Annotated in this window: 16 protein-coding genes and 5 tRNA genes; all 21 read left to right on the top strand. The window is 46.0% G+C overall.

Annotated features, from left to right (window positions below; all coding sequences use genetic code 11):
• Nucleotides 1–57: 57 nt before the first annotated feature.
• The 21 genes from truA to ACO0KV_RS09305 all read left to right on the top strand — a co-directional run bounded on the left by truA (nucleotide 58) and on the right by ACO0KV_RS09305 (nucleotide 17,766).
• Entirely contained in the window at nucleotides 58–873 is an 816-nt protein-coding gene (truA, locus tag ACO0KV_RS09405; RefSeq protein ID WP_423042135.1) for a tRNA pseudouridine(38-40) synthase TruA, read from the top strand.
• 168 nt (nucleotides 874–1,041) lie between these two features.
• A complete protein-coding gene (gene lepA, locus ACO0KV_RS09400; protein WP_423042133.1) occupies nucleotides 1,042–2,835 on the top strand; it encodes a translation elongation factor 4 in 1,794 nt (597 codons plus the stop codon).
• A complete protein-coding gene (lepB, locus tag ACO0KV_RS09395) occupies nucleotides 2,832–3,743 on the top strand; it encodes a signal peptidase I (protein ID WP_423042131.1) in 912 nt (303 codons plus the stop codon). The genes lepA and lepB overlap by 4 nt, the downstream gene beginning before the upstream one ends.
• A 30-nt stretch (nucleotides 3,744–3,773) precedes the next feature.
• Nucleotides 3,774–4,172, top strand: a complete 399-nt coding sequence (locus tag ACO0KV_RS09390) for a DUF4845 domain-containing protein (RefSeq protein ID WP_423042129.1) — start codon at nucleotides 3,774–3,776, stop codon at nucleotides 4,170–4,172.
• A gap of 8 nt (nucleotides 4,173–4,180) precedes the next feature.
• Nucleotides 4,181–5,047 carry a ribonuclease III gene (rnc, locus tag ACO0KV_RS09385; RefSeq protein ID WP_423042127.1) on the top strand — a complete coding sequence of 289 codons (867 nt, stop codon included), beginning with the start codon at nucleotides 4,181–4,183 and terminating at the stop codon, nucleotides 5,045–5,047.
• A 7-nt stretch (nucleotides 5,048–5,054) separates the two neighbouring features.
• On the top strand, nucleotides 5,055–5,957 hold the full coding sequence (gene era / locus ACO0KV_RS09380) for a GTPase Era (protein ID WP_423042125.1): 903 nt from the start codon (nucleotides 5,055–5,057) through the stop codon (nucleotides 5,955–5,957).
• Between the two features lie 7 nt (nucleotides 5,958–5,964).
• Nucleotides 5,965–6,804 carry a DNA repair protein RecO gene (gene recO / locus ACO0KV_RS09375; protein WP_423042123.1) on the top strand — a complete coding sequence of 280 codons (840 nt, stop codon included), beginning with the start codon at nucleotides 5,965–5,967 and terminating at the stop codon, nucleotides 6,802–6,804.
• Nucleotides 6,801–7,556, top strand: a complete 756-nt coding sequence (locus ACO0KV_RS09370; RefSeq protein ID WP_423042121.1) for a pyridoxine 5'-phosphate synthase — start codon at nucleotides 6,801–6,803, stop codon at nucleotides 7,554–7,556. The genes recO and ACO0KV_RS09370 overlap by 4 nt, the downstream gene beginning before the upstream one ends.
• A gap of 4 nt (nucleotides 7,557–7,560) precedes the next feature.
• Complete coding sequence (acpS, locus tag ACO0KV_RS09365) at nucleotides 7,561–7,962, top strand: holo-ACP synthase (protein WP_423042119.1); 402 nt, start codon at nucleotides 7,561–7,563, stop codon at nucleotides 7,960–7,962.
• A gap of 12 nt (nucleotides 7,963–7,974) precedes the next feature.
• Nucleotides 7,975–9,837, top strand: coding sequence for an excinuclease ABC subunit UvrC (gene uvrC, locus ACO0KV_RS09360; protein ID WP_423042117.1), 1,863 nt, complete (start codon nucleotides 7,975–7,977; stop codon nucleotides 9,835–9,837).
• Nucleotides 9,838–9,876: 39 nt separating this feature from the next.
• Nucleotides 9,877–10,458 (top strand): CDP-diacylglycerol--glycerol-3-phosphate 3-phosphatidyltransferase, encoded by a 582-nt coding sequence (gene pgsA / locus ACO0KV_RS09355; protein WP_423042115.1) that lies wholly within the window; start codon nucleotides 9,877–9,879, stop codon nucleotides 10,456–10,458.
• A gap of 50 nt (nucleotides 10,459–10,508) precedes the next feature.
• A tRNA-Gly gene (locus tag ACO0KV_RS09350) sits at nucleotides 10,509–10,584 on the top strand.
• A gap of 30 nt (nucleotides 10,585–10,614) precedes the next feature.
• Nucleotides 10,615–10,690 (top strand) — tRNA-Gly (locus tag ACO0KV_RS09345).
• A 33-nt stretch (nucleotides 10,691–10,723) separates the two neighbouring features.
• Nucleotides 10,724–10,799 (top strand) — tRNA-Gly (locus tag ACO0KV_RS09340).
• A gap of 98 nt (nucleotides 10,800–10,897) precedes the next feature.
• Nucleotides 10,898–10,971, top strand: a tRNA-Cys gene (locus tag ACO0KV_RS09335).
• A 70-nt stretch (nucleotides 10,972–11,041) separates the two neighbouring features.
• Nucleotides 11,042–11,134, top strand: a tRNA-Leu gene (locus ACO0KV_RS09330).
• A 172-nt stretch (nucleotides 11,135–11,306) separates the two neighbouring features.
• Nucleotides 11,307–12,518 carry a tyrosine-type recombinase/integrase gene (locus tag ACO0KV_RS09325; protein ID WP_423042113.1) on the top strand — a complete coding sequence of 404 codons (1,212 nt, stop codon included), beginning with the start codon at nucleotides 11,307–11,309 and terminating at the stop codon, nucleotides 12,516–12,518.
• A gap of 32 nt (nucleotides 12,519–12,550) precedes the next feature.
• Entirely contained in the window at nucleotides 12,551–13,444 is an 894-nt protein-coding gene (locus ACO0KV_RS09320; RefSeq protein WP_423042111.1) for a hypothetical protein, read from the top strand.
• A 115-nt stretch (nucleotides 13,445–13,559) separates the two neighbouring features.
• Complete coding sequence (locus ACO0KV_RS09315) at nucleotides 13,560–13,766, top strand: helix-turn-helix transcriptional regulator (protein WP_423042109.1); 207 nt, start codon at nucleotides 13,560–13,562, stop codon at nucleotides 13,764–13,766.
• A 29-nt stretch (nucleotides 13,767–13,795) separates the two neighbouring features.
• Nucleotides 13,796–14,395 (top strand): hypothetical protein, encoded by a 600-nt coding sequence (locus ACO0KV_RS09310; protein ID WP_423042107.1) that lies wholly within the window; start codon nucleotides 13,796–13,798, stop codon nucleotides 14,393–14,395.
• A 1,490-nt stretch (nucleotides 14,396–15,885) separates the two neighbouring features.
• Complete coding sequence (locus ACO0KV_RS09305) at nucleotides 15,886–17,766, top strand: ATP-dependent nuclease (protein WP_423042105.1); 1,881 nt, start codon at nucleotides 15,886–15,888, stop codon at nucleotides 17,764–17,766.
• Nucleotide 17,767 lies beyond the last annotated feature (1 nt).

Genomic DNA, 17,767 nt, shown 5'->3' with positions numbered 1-17,767 from the left:
TATGCGGGCGTCATTCATTGGCGCCCGTTTTTGTTTTTTGAATGAATGGATTTATAAGTGAAGCGTCTTGTTTTGGGAGTGCAATACGATGGAAGTGGATGGCAGGGGTGGCAAACCCAGCCGTCTGGGAATACCGTTCAGGATGCGCTGGAGCGTGCGTTATTTGAGTTTTGCGGTAAGGATGTCAAAGTAGTCTGTGCTGGTCGTACTGATGCGGGCGTACACGGCATTGAGCAGGTCGTTCATTTTGACACCGACTTAGACCGCGCAGCTTACTCTTGGATTAATGGCGTGAATGCATTTTTGCCGAATAGTGTTGCTATTCAATGGGCGAAAGAACTCTTGCTGGATCAGGCCTCAGAGGATAACTTTCATGCGCGGTTTAGTGCCAGAGCTCGCACATATCATTATGTTTTATATAACAGCAAAATTCGTTCGCCAATGTGGTCTGGGCGTGCTGGATGGGTATTTCGTCCACTCAATGTTGATCTGATGAGGGAGGCTGCTGAGAAATTACTGGGTGAGCACGATTTTTCTGCGTTCAGAGCTTCAGGTTGCCAAGCCAAAACACCGATCAAGCATATGTATGAAATTAATATCCGTCAGCAGGGTGAATTGATTGTGTTTACGTTAAGGGCTAGCGCATTTCTCCATCATATGGTTCGAAATATCGTTGGTTCTTTGCTATTCGTTGGTACTGAACGTCGCCCACCTGATTGGATGGCGCAAGTCCTTGAGAGCAGGGATAGAAGTATCGCTGCGCCGACCTTTATGCCTGATGGCTTATATCTTGCCAAAATTGATTATGAGGAAAAGTGGGGTTTGCCTCAATCTGATCTCATTGAATTGCCAGGGTTCTTGTCTCTTTTGTAGTGCTTTATTGTTGAGAAGCGTGATTTCTCAGAATTCCTCTCTGAAATCCGGTAAAATGGCGCTTTGCAAAACCCAAACTGAAGGCGCTCGCCTGGGGATCGTTGCCCAGACTGGAGCGCTTTTTTTTAGCTGGTCTTCGCCTCACCTTAGTATTTTTTTGTAATTTCAATGAATAACATCCGGAATTTTTCTATTATTGCCCATATCGATCATGGCAAGTCCACGCTGGCCGATCGCATTATTCAATTATGTGGCGGCCTCTCCGATCGCGAAATGGAAGCGCAAGTCCTTGATTCTATGGATATTGAGCGCGAACGTGGAATTACCATTAAAGCACAAACTGCCGCCCTGAATTACAAGGCGAAAGACGGTCAGATATATAACTTGAATCTGATTGATACGCCTGGTCACGTTGACTTCAGTTACGAAGTAAGTCGGTCGTTGTCTGCTTGTGAGGGGGCTTTGCTGGTCGTGGATGCATCTCAAGGGGTAGAGGCGCAAACGGTCGCTAACTGCTATACCGCGATTGAGTTGGGTGTGGAAGTTGTTCCTGTGCTCAATAAAATTGACCTCCCATCCGCTGATCCTGAGAATGCTTGCTCTGAAATCGAAGAGGTTATTGGTATTGATGCAACTGATGCTGTTCATTGCTCTGCTAAAACTGGCCTCGGTGTGCTCGATGTTCTCGAGTCATTGATTGTAAAGGTGCCACCTCCAAAAGGTGATCCTGATGCGCCTTTGCAAGCCTTGATTATCGACTCTTGGTTCGATAATTATGTTGGTGTTGTGATGCTGGTACGCATTGTGAATGGTACCCTGCGGCCGAAAGATAAAATTTTGTTCATGGCGACAGAAGCACAGCATCTCGTTGAGAGTGTTGGTGTATTCACTCCTAAGTCATTGAGTCGTGAGAGCTTATCGGCTGGGCAGGTTGGATTTGTTATTGCTGGCATCAAAGAGCTGAAATCTGCGAAGGTGGGGGATACGATAACGGTCGCAAATAAGCCTGCAGCAGTACCATTGCCAGGTTTTAAAGAGGTTCAACCACAGGTGTTTGCTGGCTTATTCCCGGTAGAGGCGAACCAGTATGATGCCTTGCGTGATTCTCTTGAGAAGTTGAAATTAAACGACGCGGCGTTGATGTACGAGCCGGAAGTTTCGCAGGCGTTGGGTTTTGGCTTCCGTTGTGGTTTCCTTGGTTTGTTGCACATGGAAATCGTGCAGGAGCGCCTCGAGCGCGAATTTGACATGGATCTGATTACAACCGCGCCGACGGTTGTATATGAGGTGGTGATGGCTGACGGTAGTATTTTGATGGTCGATAATCCATCTAAAATGCCGGATCCATCCAAGATTGAAGAGATTCGCGAACCAATCGTGACCGTGAACCTCTATATGCCACAAGAATATGTTGGCTCAGTGATTACATTGTGTACCCAGAAGCGTGGCGTACAACTTGATATGAGCTATCACGGCAGGCAAGTGAAGCTGACGTATGAAATGCCAATGGCTGAGATTGTGCTGGATTTCTTTGATCGTCTCAAATCCACGTCGCGTGGTTACGCGTCAATGGATTACGAGTTTAAAGAAAACCGCGCCGCTGACGTCGTTAAAGTCGATATGCTGATTAATAGTGAAAAAGTGGATGCCTTGGCCATTATCGTTCATCGTGCGAATAGTCATTACCGCGGTCGCGCAGTTGCCGCCAAGATGCGCGAATTGATTCCACGCCAAATGTTTGATGTGGCGATTCAGGCGGCGATTGGTTCAAATATCATTTCTCGCGAAAACGTCAAGGCTTTGCGTAAAAATGTATTGGCAAAATGCTATGGCGGCGATATCAGTCGTAAGCGCAAATTGCTTGAGAAGCAAAAAGCAGGTAAAAAACGCATGAAACAAGTGGGCTCAGTAGAGATCCCTCAAGAAGCATTTTTGGCAATTTTACAAGTGGATGAAAAATGAGTTTTCAGTCGATTTTAGGAAATTTTGCCTTGATTTTGTTCGTTCTTACCTTGGGTACGGGCGTTATCTGGTTTTTGGATGTATTTGTATTGGCAAAAAAGCGCCGTGCGGCAGCGGATGCTGCGTTGGCTGCCTATGATGCGCGAAATGCAAAGCTTGCTAGCGAAGGGATTCGCGTTGAAGAAAATAAACGCGCAGAAATCGAAGCGAGTATTTTGCGTCAGCCACTTTGGGTTGAGTACTCGGGCAGTTTTTTCCCCGTTATCGCCTTAGTTTTCTTTTTGCGCTCATTTTTGTATGAACCGTTCAAAATTCCATCGAGTTCAATGCTGCCTACGCTGTTTGTTGGCGATCTGATATTGGTGAATAAATATACTTACGGTATCCGTTTGCCAATTTTGAACAAAAAAGTAATTGAAGTTGGAAATCCACAACGTGGTGATGTGATGGTATTTAAGTATCCGGAGGACCCGTCAGTCGATTACATTAAGCGAGTGGTTGGTGTTCCAGGTGATCAGGTTGTGTATAAAAATAAACGTTTAATCATTAATGGAAATGAAATAACATATCAGGCTAAGCCTGATTTTCTGGATGATGAGCATCTGACTTATTTTAAGCAATACTCTGAAAATCTGACGGGCGTTACTCACAGTATTCTGAATGACGATCAGTCACCCTCTTTTGTACGTGACCCGCATAATTTCCCTAAGCGCGAAAATTGTACATACAATAGTGATGGGTTCTCTTGTGTAGTGCCCGAAGGTGAATATTTCATGATGGGCGATAACCGCGATAACAGTCTCGACAGTCGATATTGGGGTTTTGTTCCTGATCAAAATATTGTTGGAAAAGCATTCTTTATCTGGATGAATCTCGGCAATATCAAGCGTGTCGGGAGTTTTAAATAATCAAATTATTCAACTTGGAGCTAAGTAGCAATGAATAAACATCACCATAGTCAATTGAAATCTCAACGTGGAATATCACTGATTGGTTTGATTTTGTCTTTAGGGATACTCGTACTGATTGCGATGTTAGCGATGAAAGTCGTTCCAACAGCTATTGAATATTTTTCTATCAAAAAAGCAATTGTCTTAGCGAAAAATTCGGGGACGACGGTTCGCGAAATTCAGATTGCGTTTGATAAGCAGGCAGAAGTTGGCTACATCACTTCTATCACAAGTAAAGATCTGGTCATCGCCAGAAATGGTGATGATGTGGATGTTAGTTTTTCTTATCAGAAAAAGATACCTTTGTTTGGTCCAGCAACATTATTGCTGGAATACGAAGGTACAACGGTAAAAAGTGGTTTTTCCACCAAAAGCCAGAATAACTAGATTGACGTATGAATCTTCAATTATTGCAAAAGAGGCTGGGTCACCAGTTTGGTAACTCCGCTTTATTGCAGCAGGCGCTGACTCACCGTAGTCATAGCGTTTTACATAATGAGCGACTGGAATTTCTTGGCGACTCCGTTTTGAACTGTGTTGTCGCGTCTTTGCTGTTTGAAAGTTTTGCAGATATCGACGAAGGAGACCTGTCACGGGTAAGGGCAAACCTTGTCAAGCAGCAGACTTTGTATGAGATTGCGCAAAAAATAGAGCTGTCACAATTTCTTCGTTTGGGTGAAGGGGAATTGAAGTCTGGTGGTTTTAGACGTCCATCTATATTGGCTGACACCTTGGAAGCTTTATTTGGCGGGGTTTTTTTAGATGCTGGCTTTGATGCTGCAAAAGAGGTTATCCGTGCTCTTTACGCGCCAATATTAGAGTCCGTAGACCCTACGACCTTAGGCAAGGATGCCAAAACCTTGCTGCAAGAGTTTTTGCAGAGCAGAAAAATCGCACTGCCGCAATACAACGTCGTTGCAACCCATGGCGCAGCTCATAACCAAGAGTTTGAAATTGAATGTTTGGTACCTAAGCTAGATATTCAGGTGTTTGGCACTGGTGGTAGTCGCCGTGCAGGCGAACAGGCGGCCGCGAAGTTAGCATTAGAGTCCGCAATTGAAGTGTTGTCGCGAACGCCGGCCTCCAGAAAATCGAAGCCGCGCGCGGCTCAGTTGAAATTGGCTGGCATTGCGACCCCACAGAATGAAGTCGTGGTTGACGCAAATGCTACTTCCGAGAAGTCAAAAAATGCGCCAGACACTGATGCAAAAAAAGCGTCAGAAAATCCAGCAAACCCGAATCATCACCCAAAGATAGCTTGAGTACTCCATGAATGAACTTTTAGATAATCCCGATTTTCGTTGCGGGTACATTGCGATCGTTGGTCGTCCTAACGTTGGTAAATCGACGTTAATGAATGCGTTGATTGGCGCGAAGGTTAGTATTACATCGCGTAAGGCGCAGACTACACGCCACCGTATTACAGGTATTCAGACAAAAGACAATACACAGTTTGTGTACGTTGATACGCCTGGTTTTCAGACTCGCCATTCGAATGCGTTAAACCGTACATTGAACCGGACTGTGACAACAACGCTCACCGCTGCTGACGTGATTTTGTTTTTGGTTGAGGCGGGAACGTTTGGTCCTGCAGATCAGCAGGTCATCGATCTGCTGCCAAAAAATGTGCCGGTCATTCTGGTCATTAATAAATCTGACCGCGTTAAAGATAAGGCTGTCATGATGCCGTTCGCGCAAAAGATTGCAGCCTTATTTTCTTTTGCAGCAATTGTTCCAGTATCGGCGACGTTGCGCTTTCAGTTAGAAAATCTGGAAGGTGAGGCGAGAAAATATTTGCCATTGAACCCGCCAATATTCGCTGAAGATGACATTACGGATCGTAGTGAAAAATTCCTGGCGACAGAAATCGTTCGTGAAAAACTGTTCCGTTTTGTCGGTGATGAATTGCCGTACACTAGTACGGTGTTGATTGAGAAATTTGAGCAGGAAGGTAATTTGCGCCGGATTTTCATCGCTATTCTGGTTGATCGTGATGGACATAAATCCATGGTTATTGGTAATAAGGGCGCTCGTCTGAAAGATATCTCAACCCAGTCGCGCGTTGACATGGAGAAGCTTTTTGGTGGCCCCGTTTATCTTGAAATTTGGGTTAAAGTAAAGTCTGGTTGGGCAGATAACGAAGCCGGTTTGCGGGCATACGGTTACGAATAAGTACAGCATGAGTGCTGGGGAATCTGTCGTCTTACGCCTCCATGAGACTACTCCGGATGGAGTGGATGAGTCTGTCGTCAAAACGGTATCAGGCAGCGTCAAGACCAAATTGTTATCAGCAAAAACAACTGCACGCGAACGCCGGGTTTCCAATCAACCCGGTTTTGTACTTCACTCTTGGCCCTACAAAGAAACCAGTGTCATCGTTGACGTGCTCACACGTGATTATGGCCGGATCGCTTTAATTGCAAAGGGTGCAAAGCGTCCACATTCTCAATTGCGGAGTGTTTTGCAAACCTTCCAGCCACTTCAGTTTGCCTGGACTGGTAAGTCTGAAATGCGGATTTTGACTTCCGCTGAATGGGTGGGTGGGATGCTTCCTCTTGAAAAGTCTGCGCTTCTATGCGGCTTTTATCTCAATGAACTACTGGTGAAATTCCTGGTGCGTGATGAGGCGCATCCCATTCTGTTTGATCAATACGTCTCCACATTAAATCAACTGGCGCATGATGAGCCCGCTACGACCGTGTTGCGCCAATTTGAGTTATCGTTGTTGCGTGAATCTGGTTTGCTGAGTGATCTCGCTTTTTGCACGAGTAAACGTGAGCCTGTTCAGGCGGATGCTCGCTATGTCGTTGATCCTGAAACAGGTGTCAGGCTATCAACCGCCTCCGACACCGCGCCGGTAGTGATTGGTAAGACGTTGCTCGACATGGTTTCTGGAGATTATCAAGATCTACAAACCCAATTTCAGAGCAAGATGCTGATGCGGAGCTTGCTCGCGCACCACTTGCACGGTGCATTTTTAAATACCCGCCAAATTTTGATTGATTTGCAGAACTTATGAATATCCATCAACAGCGTCAACAAGTTACTCTGAGTGTTAGCTTGAATGCAGTACGTGAGATGCGCGAAAAATTGGGTAATGATCTGATCGATCTGCGCAAACTTGCACTCTTTGCAGAGGAGGCTGGTGCGGATCAGATTTCGCTCTCTGTTCAGGGGGCAACATGGTCTTCGATCGAAGCAGACGTGCAATTCCTATCTCGAAATTCGATCGGTTCTTTCGAGCTAGAGGTGGCGCCAGCGGACGTTATGTTGGATCAGGTTGCAACGTTATCAGTACGACAGATCTGTTTGGTTTCAAGTTCACCGATGAAAGGCGCAGTGGATGTCGTTGATCTCGTCGCTCAATGCTTGGGAGCTGACGCTGCTGTGAAGAAATTGCATGCTTGCGGTAAACAAGTGGCGGCCTATGTGTTGCCTGATGTTGCGCAGATTGCAGCGGCTGCGCAATTGGGGATATCCGCTGTCAGGCTGAATTGTTCTTCGTTGTGTGAGGCTAAGGATGATGCACAGCGTGCCCGGCAACTGACGCAGATCGCATCGGTTGCGACAGAATGCGTACGCCGCGGTCTCAGTGTGAGTGTCGGTGGGTCCCTGCGGTTGCAAGATATCGCGCTCATTGCACACCTTGAGGATGTGGTGCAGGTGCGTGTTGACGATGCTGTCATGGCGCAAGCGTTGTTGTGCGGTTGGGAGGTTGCAGTGCGTGCTACGAAAGCATTGCTGGTGAAGTCGCGATTGTCTGCTAGGTGATCATGTGATTTACGGTATTGGTACAGATATAGTTTCTATTGAGCGAATAGCGCGCGCAGTCAGTCGCGGTGGTGATCGTTTTCTCAAAAAAGTACTTGGGGAACAGGAATTGCAGACTTTTTTTGAGCGTCAGCAACAATCTCCGGTACGTGGCATCCGCTATGTTGCAACCCGATTTGCCGCCAAAGAAGCTTTTTCAAAAGCAATCGGTACAGGTGTTCGGTTGCCGATGACCTTGCGCAATATGCAGACGCTCAGCAGTGATCAGGGGCGACCGGTGGTGGTGGTGAGTGATGATCTGCAATGTTGGATGAATGAGCGTTATTTGAGTGCGCATGTTTCCGTTAGTGATGAGGTGGATCAGGTGGTGGCGTTTGTGATTGTCGAACAAAATGCGCGGACTTAAATGAGCTTGGATATGGAACAGACTCCGGAAAATATTCGCCAGCAGGTCGTTGATACAGTTACGCAGTTACCCCATTTGCCTGGCGTTTATCGCTATTTTGACGCGCAGGATCAGGTCTTGTATGTCGGAAAAGCGCGAGACTTAAAGAAGCGCGTCACCAGTTATTTTCAAAAGACCCTGTCTAGTCCCAGAATCGCGATGATGGTCGAAAAGATCGTCAGATTAGAAACGACGGTGACCCGCAGTGAGGCGGAAGCGTTAATCTTAGAAAACAATCTGATTAAGGCGTTACGTCCCCGCTACAACATTTTGTTTCGGGATGATAAGTCTTATCCTTATCTAAAAATTACATCAGAAAAAACACCGCGCATGACCTATTACCGTGGTGCGGTTGATAAAAAACACCAATATTTCGGTCCGTTTCCATCAGGTTGGGCGGTGAAGGAGTCGATGCAGATTCTGCAGCGTGTGTTTTTATTGAGAAGTTGCGAGGATAGTGTTTTTGCTAATCGTACGAGACCCTGCTTGTTGCATCAGATCCAGCGGTGCAGTGCGCCTTGTGTGGATCTGATCACGCCTGAAGATTATCAGCAGGATGTCAAAAATGCCGCTGATTTTTTGCGTGGACGACAGTTGGAAGTCATGCAAAATCTCGAAACAAAGATGCTGGGTTTTTCCGCAGAACTGAAGTTTGAACAGGCAGCCGTGGTGCGCAATCAAATGTCTGCGCTGTCTAAAGTATTGCATCAGCAAAGCATGGAGACGACCGGTAACGCCGATCTGGATGTGATTGCGGTGGTCGTAGAGGGTGGTCGCGCGTGCGTTAATCTGGCGATGATCCGTGGAGGGCGGCATTTGGGTGACAGAGCTTATTTTCCTAGTCACGTGGACGACGTACGTGCTGTCACTGATGAATCGATTGAGGCCGAAGTGATCGCCGCTTTCCTTGCGCAACATTATGTGGACCAGTTCATTCCCTTAACGATCGTCATGAATGTTGCACTGGATGCGCCGGACTTGATGTTGGTGTTGGCAGAACAGTGCGGTCATAAAATTCATTTATCATTTCAACCGCAAGAGCAACGTCGGGCTTGGCTTGAGATGGCGATTAAAGGTGCCGAGCTGGCCCTGGCGAGGCTGCTGTCAGAGCAAGGTTCTCAGCAAGCCAGAACGCGTACTTTGGCCACCGTGTTGGAACTAGACGCAGATAAGATTGAATTGCTGCGTATTGAATGTTTTGATATTAGCCATACCCAAGGTGAGGCAACACAGGCATCTTGTGTCGTATTTCACCATCATGCGATGCAAAATAGCGAATACCGACGCTATAACATCAAAGATATCACGCCGGGTGACGACTATGCGGCGATGCGCCAGGTGTTAACTCGCCGCTATGAGAAAGTCGTGGATCAAGATCCGACCTCGGCGACAATGCCAGATGTCGTGTTGATTGATGGTGGCAAGGGGCAGGTAGAGGTGGCTAGGCAGGTATTTGTTGAGCTTGGGCTCGATACTAGTCTGATTGTCGGTGTTTCCAAGGGGGAGGGGCGTAAGGTTGGCTTGGAAACCTTGGTATTTGTTGATGGGCGCGAAGAAAAGGAACTAGGTAAAGAGTCCGCCGCGCTGATGCTCATCGCGCATATTCGCGATGAGGCGCATCGGTTTGCCATTACGGGTATGCGTGCTAAGCGGGATAAAGCAAGGCAAACATCGCAATTGGAAGAGATTGAAGGAGTGGGACCAAAACGTCGTCAGCGATTATTAGTGCGTTTTGGCGGTTTGAAGGGGGTTAGCGATGCGAGTGTTGAAGAGCTTGCCAGTGTTGAAGGTATTTCGCGCCAATTGGCAGAAGAAATTTACAAGCGACTCCGTTAGATCAATATAATGCAGAGAAATATTCTAAATAATTAAGTCATGCCATTTAATTTTCCTATCTTACTTACCTGGTTACGGGTAGCGTTAATTCCTCTTGTTGTCGGTGTTTTTTATTTGCCTGATACATGGTTGGATCCATTTCAAAAAGGGTTGGCATCAACCTTGATTTTTATCGTCGCTGCGGTGACAGACTGGTTTGATGGTTTTCTGGCGCGTCGTTGGAATCAGACCTCTTCCTTCGGTGCTTTTTTGGATCCTGTTGCAGATAAGTTGATGGTGGCAGGGGCACTATTGGTTTTGGTGCAATTGGATCGCGTCAATGCAGTTATTGCGTTTGTGATTATTGGTCGCGAGATTACGATTTCTGCGTTGCGTGAGTGGATGGCATTGATTGGCGCATCCAAATCGGTTGCAGTCAGTTCGCTGGGTAAAATTAAAACTGCGGCGCAAATGCTGGCGATTCCTATGCTCCTATATTACGACACGCTATTTGGAGTTGATATGGTGTTGCCAGGCTCGTGGCTTTTGTTGATCGCGGCAGTGTTAACGGTGTGGTCGATGTTTTATTACTTACGTAAAGCGTGGCCGTTAATTAAAGAATCCACAGAGAATCTCAAGTAGCTTACTTGACAGTTTTTCGAAATACTATATAATTCTGGTCTTTCGTTGATGCGGGAATAGCTCAGTTGGTAGAGCGCAACCTTGCCAAGGTTGAGGTCGAGAGTTCGAGCCTCTTTTCCCGCTCCAAGTTTTCTCAGCGAAATAAGTTGTACAGATGCGGGAGTAGCTCAGTTGGTAGAGCGCAACCTTGCCAAGGTTGAGGTCGAGAGTTCGAGACTCTTCTCCCGCTCCAAAATGGCGTAGTACCTGAAGTATCGCAGTATCTGCGGGAGTAGCTCAGTTGGTAGAGCGCAACCTTGCCAAGGTTGAGGTCGAGAGTTCGAGACTCTTCTCCCGCTCCAGATTCTGAAGGGAAGCACAGCTTCCCTTTTTTGTTACAGTAGTTGTTGTACCGCACATTAATCAAGCTAAGATAGTTAGTAAGATTAATCGCACCCTTGGCGGGGTAGCAAAGTGGTTATGCAGCGGCCTGCAAAGCCGTAGACGCCGGTTCGATCCCGACCCCCGCCTCCATATTAAAGAGAGTGTCCCAGACGCTGTCTATGCAGAGCAAGCAATCGTAGATTGCATGTTGTAGTGATGGGCCCGAGTGGTGAAACAGGTAGACACATCGGACTTAAAATCCGCCGCTTCGTTAATAGCGGGCGTGCCGGTTCGATTCCGGCCTCGGGCACCAATCACACATTTTATCAAGTATCACATCATCTCAAAACCCGCATGCTTCCTAGTATGGCGGGTTTTTTGTTGTCTTAAGCTGTCTCAGGCGGTAACATCAGATACCAACATTTTATTGGTATCTATGTTGGTACTTACAAATACCATCAATTTAGATACCAACACCGAGATTTATGCCATTAACTGATACATTCATACGCCAAGTAAAACACTCCGGATCCGCCGCAGGTGATAAACATTCTGACGGGCATGGGTTATTCCTTTTAGTAAAGGGGGCTGGAAAGTACTGGCGCTTAAGCTACAGATACCTAGGCAAACAAAAAACCCTTGCATTAGGTGTATATCCAGAGGTTTCACTTGCTAAGGCACGTCAGAGGCGGGAGAGGGCGAGGGAGCAACTTGCTGATGGAGTTGATCCGGGCGAGGCGAAAAAGTCTGAAAAGCATGCTCAATTGATAGATGCAACAAATACATTTGAAGCGGTTGCTTTGTCGTGGTTATCAAAAACGGCTACATCGCGCGCCGAGACTACTCAGGAAAAAGTAACGAATTGGTTAAACAAAGACGTCTTTCCATTTGTTGGTAAGTCGGCTATATCCTCTTTGAAGCCTAGGGATATTTTATTTCTATTGCAGAAAATCGAGGCCAGAGGGGCGATTGACTCGGCACATCGTATTAAGCAGGTGTGCGGGCAGGTAATGCGTTTTGCTGTGGCAGCTGGCTTGGCTGAGCGGGATATCACAGCTGATCTAAGAGGTGCGCTCACAGTCGCTAAGAGTACTAATTATGCCGCGATAACAGAGCCATCTGAGGTCGCAAAACTAATGCGTGCAATATATTCCTACTCTGGCCACCCATATGCCAAAGCCGCTTTGCGTCTTGCTCCATTGGTTTTTGTCCGTCCTGGTGAGCTTCGATCGGCAGAATGGTCAGAGATAGACTTGGAGCTCGCCGAATGGCGAATTCCGGGTGTAAAGATGAAAATGGGACTTGATCATATCGTACCTCTTTCGACTCAAGCGGTTGAGATTTTGCGGGGCATGCATTTGATAACTGGGCATGGAAAGTATGTCTTTCCAAGCATTCGAACTGGTGACCGTTGTATGAGTGAAAACACGATCAATGCTGCCTTGAGAAGCTTAGGATATGCAAAAGAGGTAATGACCGGTCATGGTTTTAGAGCAATGGCTAGAACGATCATGGATGAGGTTCTCGAGCAGCGCGTGGACTTAATTGAGCATCAATTAGCGCATGCGGTCAAAGATCCTAACGGTAGGGCTTATAACCGAACCGCTCACTTGCCTGCGCGCTATAACATGATGCAGACCTGGGCAAACTATTTGGATCAATTGCGAAATTCAAGTGGTGAACCGGTTTCTTCGTAGCTTGTGATGCATTTGATTTATATGGTGGACTGATGAGTAGTAACTACTTCGAAAATTTAGATTTGTTTTTAAACCAGCATAGAGTTATTGGTTTTAAAAAAATCAAATACATCCATTGGATGGCAGATAGTATTTTGAACGACATTCCTCTTGTTGAGAGGGCTAAGTTGGCTGAAACTGTACAACGAAGAATCGACGAAGAGATTGAATTTTTAATAGAAGAAGAAATTCATTGTCGTGCTAAAAATATATGTGAGCACGGAGGCTGGGAGTTAAATTATGCGCCTCCAAATTCATCGTATGAAGAGATTGTATATCTTCTTAAAAACTGGCCAGACTCAAAACACGATCAATGTCCTGTTTCTAAGGCGGAGGACTTCGATCGAATTGACGTATTGCTCGATTTGGGTGATTCATTCGGAAGTTATGAAGATATAGCCAATGCACTCGCAATCAACGCATTAATCGATTTGGATACGGTGGCATATTGGATCTTTCAGGATCAAAAAAATTCAACCCAAAACTCACTTGTGTACGACTACCAACGCCAACTAAGCTTTATTGCAGATTTTGTTATTGATGCAATGGAGGCAGTAGTCCTTGCAAAGAAAATCCTGCTAGACAAACAAATTATTGATATCCGTTCTGAGGCGGAAGTGAGCTTCAAGAACCACCAGAAAGAAGCGAAGCGTAACGCTGCGAGAATGAACGCCAGTGATGGTGGTAAGAAGAAAAATGAAGGCTTTAGGCAAGCAGAAGTATTTATAAGGCAGAGATGGCGTAGTGAGCGTCAAGAATATGGAAATAATAAGTCCGCTTTTGCACGTGTGTATGTGCACATCGTAGCCAATAGTTTTGTTGATACGAAAGGAGACCCGTTAAAGGTAACGGAGCAAACGATATCAAGGAAATGGTTGCGAGATTGATATGAACTGTAGCGGCAAAGTACGTACTGTGCCGCTACGGTGTAAGTGCTTTCTGATTTTTGTTCGTGCATAGTTCATCCCCTCAGCGCTACGGCGTATCTTAAAGGGGTATTTCATGTCACAACGAGTTATCAGAATCAGCGAGTTAGCAACCACAGCAAATAAACCGGGGAAACTCCCCGTGAGCCCAGCGACAATTTGGCGCTGGGTGCGGGAGGGTAAGTTTCCAAAGCCATTTAAATTGGGTGATTCGGTCACTGTCTGGAGTGCATCAGAAGTAGATGTATTTATTGAGAGCCGCTATCGAAATAACCAATCATGATCGTATTTCAATAATCGAGGAAGATGATCATGGCAAAGCTTAAGAGGAGCGGTGGTCAATTGGGGCGGTATGTTGCGTTGTATCATGAACTATTGAATTCGCCAGCGTATCGAGTTCTTAGTGCCTCTGCAAAAGTATTGCTGATAGATATGAGAATAACGTACAACGGTAACAATAACGGAAATATTAGCGCTGTACTTTCTGATTTGAAGCATAGGGGTTGGAAGTCGCCTGCTACCTTGTGTAAGGCACTTTATGAGTTGCGGTCCTTGGGATTTATTTCCTTAACGAGGGCTGGTGGCTTGAAGCAGGGAACTCGGGTGTGTTCTCTTTATAGGTTCACAGATTTACCCGTATTTGATATTCCAAAACTTGGTATTCAGGCGGTAAAGGTTACTGATGAATATAAGGCGTTTAAAACCGTTGCAGAGGCGAAATTGGCTTTAACTAATGGTTGCAGTAAGTTGAAAGCTGATGGTGTGCAAAAGCAAGCCAAGAAAAAGTCGCCTGTACAGAATGATGCATATATTGCTTCAATAAATGTATTGGAGATTGAATTTTCCAATTCATTATCTGAACATAGGACCTTTCCATCGCTACAAAATATTAACAAGGAAATGAGTCATTGAAATTGAGCGGAAATCTATATAAATCAATAGGTTCCGCTCATTTTTTTACTTTCGACTGAATTGATTTGTCAAGTTCAAAAACTGAACTGCTTTATAGATATGCCAGGTATGTCTTTGATTTTCAGATTCTTGATGCTTTGTCTTTTGATTTATAGATGATCATCTGATGGTGCGATATAGTCGTTTTCTTTGTCGAAATCAATCATTTGTCGTTCAGGTGATGCAAAAAGCTGGAAGTTAAGTGTCGCACCTATCAAAAATGTCCAAGGTGCGCAGATAGTGCGCAAAGAAAACGTTGTTATATTTGCGCACCTCGGAAAGCTGAGAAATAGCATGTTTGTTGTGGATTTATTAAGGGGAGCAATACTCCTTCAGGGAAGGCTATTTGTGCCGAATTGCCTATGAGGTAAATAATTAACTACTCTTTCTTGATATATCTCGATAAAAACGGTGGCGTTCTTGATGGCGTACCCCAAATGTTATCAGCTCACAGAAATGCTTTAATCTGTTAAAATTGATAATGTTTTTTTTATATCTCTCATTATTGCATGAGTCAATGAGTTGGAATAAATGGCACTGTTATTTACTTTCAAGTGATCGTTAGAGCACGTATTTGCACCACGTGGTAATGGCCCGACGAAATTGATTCAATCGAGCAGGTAAAGTTATCGTTACGGTGAATATTCGAGGTCCCTGCTTATTGTTGGAAATTAATATTCGGCAAATGGCTTGATCTGTGGCTTTTGAAAAGCGTTGGCATTTGATAGGTATTGGGGGCAGTTTGATGCTCTTCAGACAGTGAAGGTCAAGCATTTGATATTTGGTACGACTATTTTCGTCATGCTCCACATTTGCAGACAAATTCTATGAAGTTGCGGGTCATGTTAGTGGGCGATTTTGGTGGTTATGTTTAGCGGAAAAGACGGAACCAAAAATATGTAATTTTCTGTTGATTAAAGTGAAGGATCATATGTGGCGCGGAAGCCTGAACTAGAGAAAATCGATGAGCTTCAATTCATTTTTCCCTCGCCGACGTTCACTACAAAAGAGGTCACCTACAGGCTTCGCAAGGAAAGTAAAGAATTCCACAGTCCGAATGCTAACTGCTAACGGAGTCGTTTGGGTGTGAGTGCGAGATTCAATTGCCCAACAAGCTGACTCAGCGCGCAATTGCAGAGGAGTGCGCAGAATGGATGCGACACAAGGCTAATCGCGGCAGTGCGCCCATTTATCAGGTTTCCTCTGTGTAGCAGCTACTTTTCGAGAGTAAGTTTGCTGAGAGACTTTTAGTGGGCTGCGATGACTTTAGCGCTTGACTATTGGATCGTCCAAGCATCTCTGTAAGCTTGAAAGCCGCAAGCGTTCTAGTCAACGAGAGACAATTCAACCCAAAGGTAGAGCTCAACGCCAAACTGAGGGAGAAAAAGTTGAATTGAAATTGCTGAAGTATTTACAAGATAGAAGCACGGACTCAGGAGGGTAATACTGTAATGAAGATTCAATCTGTTTGCATCAAGAATTTCCGGGCACTAAAAGACGTAACGATCCCTTTCGACTCGGTGACGACCTTCATCGGACCAAATGGCGCAGGCAAATCGACTGTGCTGCATGCGCTTGATTGGTTTTTCAACGGCAAACCTGGGGTATTAACTGAAAAAGACTGCTCATTTGGAGCGTCTGATGACACAATTGAAGTCCAAGTTACGTTTTGTGATCTCACCGCCAAGGATCGGGATGCGCTTGGTAAGTACACTCCAAAAGGTGCAGCCACATTTACAGCTTGGAGACGTCGCTCCCCAGAAGGGGCTGACGTGCTTTCTGCCAACGCAAAGAGTTTTCCTGAATTCAACGCCATCAAAGCCGCGGCTGGCGCAACCGTAAAGAAGGACCTATACAAAGAACTCCGAGCCAGCCGTCCAGAGCTAGGCCTGCCAGTTGCGAACACAGGCCCTGCCGTAGAGGAAGCGATGACAACCTGGGAAGCGGCAAACACAGAAAAGCTCGAGGATGCTCTAGAAGCGCTTCAGACCAACTTTTTCGGCTTTAATAGCGGAGGCAAAATGAGCGGACTTTTTGACTTCGTCTTAGTAACCGCAGACCTGCGCGCCAGAGAGGAGTCAGTTGACGGCAAATCTAGCATCATCGGCCGTATCCTAGAGCGTTCAGTGGACCGTGCCGCAGCTGATGAAGAGATTGCGAGGATTGTCGAGGAGTCTCGGGCAAAGCAACAGAAGGTGTATGAGGATAAGTTCAAGGTTCAGCTCAATGCAATGACGACTAAGCTTAACGCAGTCGTTGCGTCCTACTCGCCGGGTCGTGCTGTCACGGTTTCTCCAGCAGAAGTTGAACTTAAGGCTCCTAAGACCTCTTTCGAAGTGGCGGTTCTCGATGGTGTAACCGAGACAGCCGTAGAACGACAAGGGCATGGATTTCAGAGGACGATTCTGATCTCGGCTCTGCAGCTTTTGGCTCAGTCGGGTGCAGCGTCTAATGACGGGGTCATCTGCTTAGCCATTGAAGAGCCGGAACTATTTCAACACCCAATTCAGGCGCAGGCATTTGCAAAAGTGCTCCGCTCTCTTGTAGAAGACCCAGAGAAGTGCATTCAGGTGACTTATGCGACGCACAGTCCCTATTTTCTTGAAGCGCGCTATTTCAGTCAGGTTAGGCGACTCACTAGGTCGGCTGATGAAATACCTGTAGTCTCGGTTCATTGGGCAACCGTTGCGGATGTTAAAGCCAAACTTAAAGGGATAGTGGACCCAGACGTGGTTGATCGGAGACTTGACCACAATGTGGCGGAACAACTTTCCTCGGCTCTTTTTGCCAACAGCGCGTTCTTGGTTGAGGGGCCGACAGAATCTTCCGTCTTCTATGGTATCAGTGACAGAACTTCACCTGGATCGCTTGAAGTTGCTGGTGTCTCGATTGTACCTGTAGGTTCAAAAACAAACATCCCACTTGCACATGCGATCCTCAGTGCAATCGGTGTGCCCGTCTATGCATTATTTGATGCAGATGGGGGCTTTGAGGCTCGCGCAAAGGCAAAAAACAAGAAGCTTGAAGAAATCGAAAAAGAGCGGAACAACCATGTATCTGAAAATCGTAAGCTTCTGCGATATTTCGGCATACCTGAGGACGATTTTCCGACAGCTCGCGTATTGAACGAAGTGGCGATCTTTAAAGATCATCTCGAATCGCTCTTGTCGGAAGAGTGGCCAGAATGGGTTGCCGCCTGCTCTCAAATCGAGATAGTTACAGGTATTACTCTCGCAAAAAATCAACTAGCCTATCGTACGGCGACCCTTAAGGCCGCTGGATCTGTACCGGAACAGCTAATACAAATTTTGGCTAAGGTGAGAGGAAACTAGA

The sequence above is a fragment of the Undibacterium sp. RuRC25W genome (genome assembly GCF_049339825.1).
Classification (GTDB): Bacteria; Pseudomonadota; Gammaproteobacteria; order Burkholderiales; family Burkholderiaceae_D; genus Undibacterium.
The sequence above is the reverse complement of the archived record's forward strand: the minus strand, read 5'-3'. Positions and strand labels throughout refer to the sequence as shown.

What these genes read in the sequence shown, in the direction of transcription:
- ACO0KV_RS09315 (WP_423042109.1), top strand. Translation starts at nt 13,560, where the DNA reads ATGTCACAACGAGTTATCAGAATCAGCGAGTTAGCAACCACAGCAAAT.
- ACO0KV_RS09310 (WP_423042107.1), top strand. Translation starts at nt 13,796, where the DNA reads ATGGCAAAGCTTAAGAGGAGCGGTGGTCAATTGGGGCGGTATGTTGCG.
- lepB (WP_423042131.1), top strand. Translation starts at nt 2,832, where the DNA reads ATGAGTTTTCAGTCGATTTTAGGAAATTTTGCCTTGATTTTGTTCGTT.
- ACO0KV_RS09320 (WP_423042111.1), top strand. Translation starts at nt 12,551, where the DNA reads ATGAGTAGTAACTACTTCGAAAATTTAGATTTGTTTTTAAACCAGCAT.
- ACO0KV_RS09325 (WP_423042113.1), top strand. Translation starts at nt 11,307, where the DNA reads ATGCCATTAACTGATACATTCATACGCCAAGTAAAACACTCCGGATCC.
- recO (WP_423042123.1), top strand. Translation starts at nt 5,965, where the DNA reads ATGAGTGCTGGGGAATCTGTCGTCTTACGCCTCCATGAGACTACTCCG.
- rnc (WP_423042127.1), top strand. Translation starts at nt 4,181, where the DNA reads ATGAATCTTCAATTATTGCAAAAGAGGCTGGGTCACCAGTTTGGTAAC.
- uvrC (WP_423042117.1), top strand. Translation starts at nt 7,975, where the DNA reads ATGGAACAGACTCCGGAAAATATTCGCCAGCAGGTCGTTGATACAGTT.
- ACO0KV_RS09305 (WP_423042105.1), top strand. Translation starts at nt 15,886, where the DNA reads ATGAAGATTCAATCTGTTTGCATCAAGAATTTCCGGGCACTAAAAGAC.
- ACO0KV_RS09390 (WP_423042129.1), top strand. Translation starts at nt 3,774, where the DNA reads ATGAATAAACATCACCATAGTCAATTGAAATCTCAACGTGGAATATCA.
- era (WP_423042125.1), top strand. Translation starts at nt 5,055, where the DNA reads ATGAATGAACTTTTAGATAATCCCGATTTTCGTTGCGGGTACATTGCG.
- lepA (WP_423042133.1), top strand. Translation starts at nt 1,042, where the DNA reads ATGAATAACATCCGGAATTTTTCTATTATTGCCCATATCGATCATGGC.
- pgsA (WP_423042115.1), top strand. Translation starts at nt 9,877, where the DNA reads ATGCCATTTAATTTTCCTATCTTACTTACCTGGTTACGGGTAGCGTTA.
- ACO0KV_RS09370 (WP_423042121.1), top strand. Translation starts at nt 6,801, where the DNA reads ATGAATATCCATCAACAGCGTCAACAAGTTACTCTGAGTGTTAGCTTG.